Raw genomic sequence first — 9,866 nt, 5'->3', positions numbered from 1 at the left:
GTCAGGAATCTCTTGAACTTTTTCAAAAACAATATCAATGAGGTCAGAGGTAACCGAATGATTATGAGAGGAAGGCATATGACACTGTGTTAGTATTTTGACAAAAATATCCTCTATTTTAGACTGCGTAGCTGAAATTGTCCCACAAGCTTCCAGCCCTTGGTAGCAAAGGGATTTTAGTTATTGCGGGAATTACTGCCCGGTGGCGGCATCAATACCCGACGATTAGAGTGGCGCAATCTATCCTTATTCGTTTATGCACGTTGCTATGCCACCAGTAACTTGAAGCTTATTTTTGCCAGATAGCTTCGTTCTGAGTCAAAGTATGCTTCGGTCAGAGGGTGTTGTTCTAACCAGTCTTCCGGGAAAAACAGGGATATGGTAGAGCCGGATAAGCTGATGGAATATTCCGGTAAGGTATCGTCGCGACCATGACTCAGCACATTGGCAATGCGCAGCAGGATAATCAGCCGCATCAGCTTGCGTGATACAGCCTTGGGCCAGGCGGAAAGGAGTGATTTGGATATGGAACGTCTGTGGCCCCTGACGAGCAGCGCAAGTTGCTGCTGTTCTCTCTTGCTGAACCCCATCAGGTCAGAGTTATCGATCAGGTAAGCACCATGTCGATGGTACTGTGTATGGGAGATATCAAGCCCTATCTGGCACACACGCGCAGCCCAGGACAGCAGCTCAAGATCACAGTCGCCCAGTTCCCAGATATCAGCCGTCATGGCAAAGCAGTTTCGGGCATGATTCATGACCCTGAAGGCCTGTTGCTCATCAACATGATAGCGGCTCATCAGGGCATTTATGGTTCGCTCCCGAACGTCTTCATGGCGGTCCCGCCCGAGCATGTCGTGCAGAACACCCTCCCGAAGTGCACCGTCAGAGTAATGCATGCGTTCGATGCCAAGGGCATCGAAGCCTGCCATGAGAATGGCCAGGCCTGCTGGAAAAATCGCCTGACGATCAGGCTTCAGCCCGGGAAAACGAACACGGCCGATCTGGTTAAACTTCAGGACTTTGAGCTTGAGCATCTCCAGATTTTCCCGGGTGATGGTATCACTCTCTCCCATGGCCTGAAGAATGCTGCTGACCGCACGAATTGAACCTGATGACCCTACGGCATCAACCCAGCCCAAATGGGTAAATGATTGTTCAATATTGAGTAATTCCAGTCGTGCAGCGTAATAAGCGGACTGGAATCGTTGTGGTGTGAGTTCTCCGGTGCCAAAAAAACGGTCGGTAAATACCACGCAGCCCATGTGCAGGCTTTCCATCAACTTTGGCTCAAAACGTTCGCCAATAACGAACTCGGTACTCCCGCCACCGATGTCCATCACCAGACGGCGCTCATTATCATCGGACTGGGTTTGGGCAACACCAAGGTAAATGAGACGAGCTTCTTCCCTGCCCGCGATAATTTCAACCGGGTAGCCCAGGATAGACTGGGCCTGGTCAACAAAAGCATCGCTGTTCCGCGCCTTACGCAGGGCATTGGTACCCACGACTCTGACCGCTTGAAAGGTATTGCCAGCGAGGTACTGGGCAAACTGTTCCAGACAACTGAAGCCCCGCTTCATTGCTTCAGCCGTTAGCTCGTCGTGCTGGTTAAGGCCTGCAGCTAACTGAACCTTTTTGCCCAGCCTTTCTACTGGTCGGATTTCACCCTGATCCACCCTGGCTACGATCATGTGAAAGCTGTTTGAGCCCAGGTCTATGGCGGCTACGAGAGGTAGGCTGCCGGACTGTTTACGCCCTTGTTTTGTCATGGTATTTCATAGCTAATATATTGAAAATATTATGTTTTTCAGTGCTTTCAATGCTCGTTTTAACAACCTGACAATACCGGGTTGCAGACCGGAGCATAACCGATGTTAAAAGGTTAACTTTAATCGAGTTATGCACACAAATCCTACTGGCTGTATTGCCAGGGGCAAAGCTACACTGATGACTGAAAAACAGGCCTGTGTCATATGGCAATCTTATAAGCCTCCATGCTCAATGGCATTTTTATAGAAAAAAAAGCCACAAAATTCCATGAATCAGGCATAATAGGTCAGTTCTGGGCCGGTGATATCTTTTGGCAGCCTGTTTGGCTTGCCCTCGGTCAAGGCTCCTGAGTTTACTTTAAACACTTTTAAGTACTAATTAAGTACCCTGGTTAGGAGATCCATTCCATGAGCGAAATTGTCAAAGTGACAGATGACTCCTTCGAAGAAGTGGTTCTGAAGGCGGAAGGTCCGGTACTGGTTGACTATTGGGCTGAATGGTGTGGTCCTTGCAAAATGATTGCCCCCGTTCTTGATGAAATTGCCCAGGACTACGACGGCAAGCTGACCGTCTGCAAGCTGAATATTGATGAGAATGAGGCAACCCCGCCAAAATACGGTGTGCGTGGTATTCCTACGCTGATGCTGTTTAAGGGCGGCAACGTAGAAGCTACGAAAGTGGGTGCGCTGTCCAAATCACAGCTGACCGCATTTTTGGATAGCAATCTGTAATTGCTGGTCATTGGTGGTTGTGACAGACCGTTACAGCCACTTGACTGGCCTCAATTTTATAGCCATTTGATTAAATTTTTGAATCAATTCAGTTGACGAAGTCTTAATTCTTGATTATTTTCCAGAAATGGATATAGACTGTAATTACACAGGGCTGTCAGGAATCTTCTGACCTCAGGGATATGGCCCAGACAGGGCAGCCGTTATAAACACTCGCAGGCATCAATCAACACTTAGCTGTCCTTTATCATAATAAGTCAAATACTTTCTGATCTTCCTGCAAAGACAACGGCCACTTACCTTTCAATTTAACATTCGCACACTACTGGTTATGCATCTTACCGAACTGAAGAAAAAGTCTGTTCCTGAACTTCTGGCGATAGCGAATGAAATGGGTCTCGAAAACCTTGCCCGTTCCAGGAAGCAGGATGTAATTTTCACCATACTCAAACGCCATGCACGCAGTGGTGAAGACATCTATGGTGACGGTGTTCTGGAAATTCTCCAGGATGGTTTTGGTTTTCTCCGTTCCGCTGATAGTTCCTATCTGGCGGGACCGGACGATATTTATGTTTCCCCAAGTCAGATTCGCCGATTTAATCTGAGAACGGGCGATACGATTTCCGGGAAAATCCGTCCACCCAAGGAGGGAGAAAGATATTTTGCCCTCCTCAAGGTGAATGAAATCAATTTTGACCAACCAGAAAATGCCCGCAATAAAATCCTGTTTGAAAACCTTACGCCATTGTTTCCCCAGGACCGTCTCACTATGGAGATGGGAAATGGTGCAACAGAGGATTTAACCGCTCGAATTATCGACCTGGTAGCTCCCATTGGCAAAGGTCAGCGTGGCCTGATTGTCTCTCCTCCTAAAGCGGGTAAAACACTGATGCTGCAAAATATTGCGGCAAACATTACCCGTAATAATCCGGAGTGCTACCTGATTGTTCTGCTGATTGATGAGCGTCCGGAAGAAGTTACCGAAATGTCCCGGTCCGTGCGTGGTGAAGTGGTCGCCTCTACCTTCGATGAGCCTCCTTCACGTCATGTGCAGGTTGCCGAGATGGTGCTGGAAAAAGCCAAGCGCCTGGTAGAGCACAAGAAAGACGTGGTTATTCTGCTGGATTCCATTACCCGTCTGGCCCGTGCTTACAACACTGTGATTCCCTCTTCCGGCAAGGTGCTTACGGGTGGTGTGGATGCTCATGCCCTTGAGCGTCCGAAGCGTTTCTTTGGTGCTGCCCGAAACATTGAAGAGGGTGGCAGCCTGACCATTCTGGCAACCGCACTGGTTGATACCGGCTCCAAGATGGATGAGGTTATCTTTGAGGAATTCAAGGGTACCGGTAACATGGAACTCCACCTTGACCGTCGGGCGGCTGAAAAGCGGGTCTTCCCTGCTATTGGTATCAACAAGTCAGGCACTCGCCGTGAAGATCTGCTGACCACGGAAGAAGAGCTTCAGCGTATGTGGATTCTGCGTAAAATCCTGCACCCAATGGATGAAATTCAGGCCATTGAATTCCTGCTGGACCGTATGAAGCACACCAAGACGAATGAAGAATTCTTCCAGTCCATGAAACGGAAGTAATTTTTATTCCCACAGGAAGGACTGTGAGAAGGATGTCGATCACGATCACAGTCCCTGCCGGGGGATAAGGCCAAAGCACCCTGCAAGCCTGTTTCTACCAATGAGCCATTGCGCAACTACCCGGTCAGACTTTGATCTTTCAGTCCGTTCATTTTGCGGGCCGAAAAGACCGTGAAAGGCAAGCTTCGGTTATTCGATCCTCATAATCAGACAGCAATAACCTCTTTATCATCTGTTTCAACTGACGTAGTTTTCACTGTTCAGGAGAAAACTGCCAAAGCCTGAAAAAGTCAGAGCCAAAGAAGAAATATTCATGAAATACAAGGATCTCCGGGATTTCATTGATCAGCTGGAAAAACAGGGGGAACTCAGGCGAATCACGTTTGAAGTTGACCCGGTTCTGGAAATGACTGAAATCTGTGATCGAACCCTGAAAAAAGGTGGTCCCGCCCTATTGTTTGAAAACCCCAAAGGCTTCGATATGCCCGTGTTGGCGAACCTGTTTGGCACGCAGAAGCGGGTTGCCCTGGGGATGGGGCAGAAGGATATCGGTGCTCTGAGAGAAGTGGGTGAGCTGTTGGCCTACCTGAAAGAGCCGGATCCCCCAAAAGGTTTAAGAGATGCCATTGAAAAGCTGCCGCTGTTCAGACAGGTGCTGAACATGGGACCAAAGGTGGTTAAATCGGCACCTTGTCAGGAAGTGGTACTGCAAGGTGATGATATTGATTTAACCCGGCTACCAATTCAGACTTGCTGGCCAGGGGATGCCGCACCATTGATCACCTGGCCCCTGGTTATTACCCGTGGCCCGGAAAAAGAGCGCCAGAACCTGGGCATTTATCGTCAGCAGCTGCTTGGCAAGAATAAATTAATCATGCGCTGGCTATCCCATCGGGGTGGGGCGCTTGATTTCAGGGACTGGCAGAAAAAACACCCGGATACCCCTTTTCCGGTATCCGTGGCTTTAGGCGCTGACCCCGCGACCATTCTTGGTGCTGTGACACCGGTCCCTGACTCATTATCAGAATATGCGTTTGCCGGTCTGTTGAGGGGCAGAAAAACCGAGTTAACCAAAAGTCGCACGAATGATTTGCAGGTTCCTGCCAGTGCCGAGATTGTCCTTGAAGGTTTTATCTATCCCGGGGAGATGGCGGATGAGGGCCCATACGGCGATCATACCGGCTATTACAACGAGGTTGAGTCATTCCCGGTGTTTACGGTTGAATGTGTGACACACCGGCGCAACCCCATTTATCACAGCACCTATACAGGGCGCCCGCCGGATGAGCCGGCAATACTGGGATTGGCTTTTAACGAAATATTCGTCCCTATTCTCAAGAAGCAGTTTCCTGAAATTGTTGATTTTTATTTACCGCCAGAGGGTTGCTCTTATCGGCTGGCAGTCGTTACCATGCGTAAGGAGTATCCGGGGCATGCCAAGCGGGTTATGCTGGGTGTCTGGTCATTCCTGCGACAGTTTATGTACACCAAGTTTGTGATTGTGACCGATGATGATGTCAATGCCAGGGACTGGAATGATGTGATATGGGCGATGACTACCCGTATGGACCCGAAAAGAGACTCAGTCTTCATCGACAACACGCCCATTGATTACCTGGATTTTGCTTCTCCCGTTGCCGGACTGGGATCAAAGGTCGGCTTTGATGCCACCAACAAGTGGGAAGGTGAAACCAGCCGGGAGTGGGGAACAGCCATTTCGATGACAGATACCATTAAACATCGGGTTGATGCTATTTGGGATCAGCTTGGCATCGATAATTAATACTTATGTAGCATATGGCTTCAGGAAGCCCGGGGTTCCTGAAGTTTTAAGCGTTAGAGGTAGCGGTATTCGTGCAGAACAACCCAGTTTCCACCCAGTCTTGCCAGGTTGCCAATCTTCAGTTGTTATCGGAAGGTATTTACCGTGTCATCCTCACGCCTCATGAGGGCTATTTCCCGGACTACCGGGCAGGGCAGTACCTTGAGATGCTCCTGGCAGGTGGTGAAGCCTGCGCGTTCTCTATAGCCAGCCCCCCGGTTCCCGGTCAAAAGGAGCTGGAATTACATATTCAAAAGTTATCTTCCAGCGCTAATTCCATTGAACTATTCAATGAGCTTGAGCAGGGGAGCATTTCAATCCGAATGCCAAAAGGTCAGTGCTTTCTTGCAAGTGTTCCGGATAAACCACTGGTGTTTATCGCTGCGGGTACCGGATTTGCCCAGATGAAAAGCATGATTGAGTTCTCACTGAACAAGCCAGGGCATCAAGATATCTACCTGTACTGGGGGGCTCGTTCGCCAGAAGGGTTTTATATGCCTAATCTTCCTATTCACTGGGCTTCTTCTCAATTTCACTACCACCCGGTGGTCAGTGACGCGCTTGGAGAAGCGGGCTGGCAAGGGCGTCATGGGCTTTTGTTTGAGGCGGTCATAGACGACAAAAACCTGCTCCTTGGCAGTGAAGTCTTTATCAGCGGATCTCCACAGATGGTTTATGCAACATTTGATGCACTGGTAGCAGAAAATTTCCAGGCGAAAAATATTCACTCTGATGTCTTTGCATACGCACCGAGATCTTGATAAGGCTTAATCACATCGACAGTAGAAAATTCATATAGTTTAATAAAAACGACAGTATTTTTTATTTGAAAACTGTCGTTTTTTTATTAAGCCGTGGAAAAAGCCCGTCCCTTGTCTATATTCAAATCGAGTATAATCAATGCAAGGTACGGTATTCAGTATGCAACCATCACCCTCAAAAACAGATCAGGCAGGATTAAAAAATAGTCGGGTCCGGCAGAAAAACATTCAAATTATTCTTCAAGCCGCAGAAGATGAGTTTGTCGCCAGCGGATTTAAGGGAGCGTCTATTCGCGATATTGCCCACCGGGCTGGCTTGCCAAAAGCGAATGTGCACTACTATTTCAATAGTAAGGTTGAGCTATACGGTGCGGTGCTCAATCACATCATGGAGCTATGGCAGTCTGTTTTCAGTGGCCTCAACCCAGATGATGATCCTGAAACGTCATTAAGACAATTTATCCGGGCCAAAATGAAATATGTGCTGGCTCATTCAAATGCATCCCGCATATTCAGTAGTGAAATACTGCATGGAGGGCAGCATATTAAAGAGCATTTGCAGCCTTTTAATGACTGGATTCAGGAAAAATCCGAGGTTATTAATGGTTGGATTGCCCAGGGTAAGATGAGACCGGTTGATCCTGTTCATCTGTTATTTACCATTTGGGCAACGACTCAATACTACGTCGACTATGGTCCCCAGGTTGCTTCTGTTCTGGGTAAAGAGGACCTGGATGCCGAGGACGTGGAAGCCTATACCGAAAGTGTCTGCCAGATGATACTGGGTGGCTGTGGAATCAATAACTAAAACAAACTTTTAAAATGCTCTTTTAGTCATCACATTTGTCCATGGGGGAAGTTCATCGGAATAAGCCTTGAAAGGCTTATCCGAAAAGACGCTTAATCATTCTGCAGGTTACCCTGCAGAAATCACTTCAACCTTATCCACTTTCTGAAAGCCCCTGGGAAGCTTGTTGCCACGTCTTCCCCGCTCGCCACGATAATGCTCAAGGTCTGTAGCTTTCAGAGTCACATGGCGTTTGCCTGCAAAAAGTGTCAGCGCATCACCGTCATTGATGATGGCAAGCTGAGTCATCAGCTCACTTCTTTCGGCTGCACGGGCAGAGGCAATATTAATAATTTTATTGCCTTTCCCCCTGCCAAGCTTGGGAAGGTCCTGCAATGGGAATACCAACATTCGTCCTTCATTGGTGATGGCGGCCAGCATCGGGTTGTTGCCGCTTACGGGCATTGGTGTCAGTACATGGGCATTTTTGGGCAGCGTCAGCAGGGTTTTTCCGGCCTTGTTTTTACTGACCATATCGGAGAATTGTGCAATAAAACCATAACCCGCATCACTGGCCAGCAGATAACAATCACTGGCGTCACCAACACACAAACCTTCAAAGGTTGCGCCGGAGGGAGGGTTGACTCGTCCGGTTAATGGTTCACCCTGCCCTCGTGCCGAAGGCAGCGTATGGGTCAGAACGGAGTAGGCTCGCCCGGTAGAATCGAGAAACACTGAAGTCTGATTGCTCCGCCCTTTTGCAGATAAACGATAGCCGTCGCCAGATTTGTAATTAAGCGTCAACGGATCAACATCATGGCCTTTGGCGCAACGTACCCAGCCTTTATTGGACAGTACGACGGTGACAGACTCAGAAATCATCAAATCTGATTGTGATAATGCCTGGGCTTCAGATCTTACGACGATGGGAGAACGACGATCGTCGCCAAAACTTTCAGCATCCGCTTTGAGCTCTTTTTTTATAAGCGTCTTAAGACGTCTTTCTGATCCCAAGGTCAACTCAAGTGAATTGCGCTCCCGCTCCAGGTCGTCCTGCTCTGCACGAATCTTTACTTCTTCAAGTTTGGCCAGATGTCGCAATTTCAGGTCAAGGATGGCTTCGGCCTGAATATCAGAAAGCCCAAAGCGCTCCATAAGAATGGCTTTGGGTTTATCTTCTGTACGGATGATTTCGATAATTTCATCAATATTCAAAAAGGCGATCATCAAACCTTCAAGAATATGAAGTCTGCTGAGCACTTTATCCAGCCGGTGTTGTAAACGGCGACGTACCGTTTCACTGCGCCAGGTAAGCCACTCGCCCAGCATTTTGTTGAGCGCCTTAACCTGGGGGCGTCCATCAACACCGATCATGTTCATATTAACCCGGTAGGTTTTTTCCAGGTCAGTGGTGGCGAACAGGTGGTTCATCAGGCTGTCGGTATCTACCCGGTTAGACTTGGGAACGATCACCAGACGAGTCGGATTTTCATGGTCGGATTCATCCCGCAGGTCAGCGACCATTGGCAGCTTCTTGGCTTGCATCTGCGCTGCGATTTGCTCCAGAACCTTCGCCCCGGATGCCTGGTGTGGCAGGGCCGTCACCACAATATCACCACTTTCCTGCTGGTAGACCGCGCGCATTCGTAAAGAGCCCCTGCCCGACTCATACATTTTGATCAGGTCTGACCGAGGGGTTATCAGCTCAGCTTCCGTTGGAAAATCAGGCCCCTGAATATGTTCACAAAGCTCGGCAACCGCTGCCTTTGGGTTCTCCAGCAGGTGAATACAGGCGTTGGCCACTTCACGCAGATTGTGCGGTGGAATGTCGGTTGCCATACCAACAGCAATACCGGTGGTGCCATTCAGTAAAAGATTGGGTAAGCGCGCTGGCAGTATGGATGGTTCTTCCAGTGTTCCGTCAAAGTTTGGCACCCAGTCCACCGTGCCCTGGCCAAGCTCTCCCAGCAATGAGTCCGCATATTTAGTGAGGCGGGACTCGGTATAACGCATGGCGGCAAAGGATTTAGGGTCATCAGGCGAGCCCCAGTTGCCCTGTCCATCCACCAGTGGGTAGCGATAGGAAAAAGGTTGTGCCATCAACACCATGGCTTCGTAGCAGGCGCTGTCTCCGTGGGGATGAAACTTACCGAGCACATCACCCACGGTACGGGCAGACTTCTTGAACTTGGCGGTATTTTTCAAGCCAAGCTCACTCATTGCGTAGATAATGCGTCTCTGGACAGGTTTGAGGCCATCCCCTATATGGGGCAGGGCACGATCCAGGATGACGTACATGGAGTAATTCAGGTACGCGTTTTCGGTATACGCTCTCAGGGACTGACGCTCAACTCCATCGTCGCCAATAATGATCTGCTCCGCCATGCTTAAACCTGTTTCA

At 49.0% G+C, this 9,866-nt stretch carries 7 protein-coding genes; 5 read left to right on the top strand and 2 right to left on the bottom strand.

Annotation, left to right across the window (positions count from 1 at the left end; translation table 11 throughout):
- Positions 1-266: 266 nt before the first annotated feature.
- The gene (locus ACO6VE_RS13135) at positions 267-1,772 is read right to left on the bottom strand and encodes an exopolyphosphatase (RefSeq protein WP_422444324.1); all 1,506 of its coding nucleotides are present in this window, start codon (positions 1,770-1,772) and stop codon (positions 267-269) included.
- A 408-nt stretch (positions 1,773-2,180) separates the two neighbouring features.
- On the opposite strand from ACO6VE_RS13135, the gene trxA reads away from it, so the two are divergent.
- The 5 genes from trxA (at position 2,181) to ACO6VE_RS13110 (ending at position 7,486) form a co-directional block, all read left to right on the top strand.
- Positions 2,181-2,504, top strand: coding sequence for a thioredoxin TrxA (gene trxA / locus ACO6VE_RS13130; protein ID WP_101745329.1), 324 nt, complete (start codon positions 2,181-2,183; stop codon positions 2,502-2,504).
- Positions 2,505-2,835: 331 nt separating this feature from the next.
- The gene (gene rho, locus ACO6VE_RS13125; protein ID WP_101745328.1) at positions 2,836-4,095 is read left to right on the top strand and encodes a transcription termination factor Rho; all 1,260 of its coding nucleotides are present in this window, start codon (positions 2,836-2,838) and stop codon (positions 4,093-4,095) included.
- 313 nt (positions 4,096-4,408) lie between these two features.
- On the top strand, positions 4,409-5,878 hold the full coding sequence (gene ubiD, locus ACO6VE_RS13120) for a 4-hydroxy-3-polyprenylbenzoate decarboxylase (RefSeq protein ID WP_422461674.1): 1,470 nt from the start codon (positions 4,409-4,411) through the stop codon (positions 5,876-5,878).
- Between the two features lie 71 nt (positions 5,879-5,949).
- Positions 5,950-6,678, top strand: a complete 729-nt coding sequence (locus ACO6VE_RS13115) for a hypothetical protein (protein ID WP_422444319.1) — start codon at positions 5,950-5,952, stop codon at positions 6,676-6,678.
- Positions 6,679-6,838: 160 nt separating this feature from the next.
- Positions 6,839-7,486 carry a TetR/AcrR family transcriptional regulator gene (locus ACO6VE_RS13110; RefSeq protein ID WP_101745326.1) on the top strand — a complete coding sequence of 216 codons (648 nt, stop codon included), beginning with the start codon at positions 6,839-6,841 and terminating at the stop codon, positions 7,484-7,486.
- A gap of 108 nt (positions 7,487-7,594) precedes the next feature.
- Here the strand turns inward: ACO6VE_RS13110 and parC are convergent, their stop codons facing one another.
- Complete coding sequence (parC, locus tag ACO6VE_RS13105; RefSeq protein WP_422461672.1) at positions 7,595-9,850, bottom strand: DNA topoisomerase IV subunit A; 2,256 nt, start codon at positions 9,848-9,850, stop codon at positions 7,595-7,597.
- Positions 9,851-9,866 lie beyond the last annotated feature (16 nt).

Source organism: Endozoicomonas sp. ALB115, assembly GCF_049310245.1.
GTDB lineage: Bacteria > Pseudomonadota > Gammaproteobacteria > Pseudomonadales > Endozoicomonadaceae > Endozoicomonas.
This window is presented reverse-complemented; position numbering and strand designations above follow the sequence as displayed.

What these genes read in the sequence shown, in the direction of transcription:
- trxA (WP_101745329.1), top strand. Translation starts at nt 2,181, where the DNA reads ATGAGCGAAATTGTCAAAGTGACAGATGACTCCTTCGAAGAAGTGGTT.
- ACO6VE_RS13110 (WP_101745326.1), top strand. Translation starts at nt 6,839, where the DNA reads ATGCAACCATCACCCTCAAAAACAGATCAGGCAGGATTAAAAAATAGT.
- rho (WP_101745328.1), top strand. Translation starts at nt 2,836, where the DNA reads ATGCATCTTACCGAACTGAAGAAAAAGTCTGTTCCTGAACTTCTGGCG.
- parC (WP_422461672.1), bottom strand. Translation starts at nt 9,850, where the DNA reads ATGGCGGAGCAGATCATTATTGGCGACGATGGAGTTGAGCGTCAGTCC.
- ACO6VE_RS13135 (WP_422444324.1), bottom strand. Translation starts at nt 1,772, where the DNA reads ATGACAAAACAAGGGCGTAAACAGTCCGGCAGCCTACCTCTCGTAGCC.
- ubiD (WP_422461674.1), top strand. Translation starts at nt 4,409, where the DNA reads ATGAAATACAAGGATCTCCGGGATTTCATTGATCAGCTGGAAAAACAG.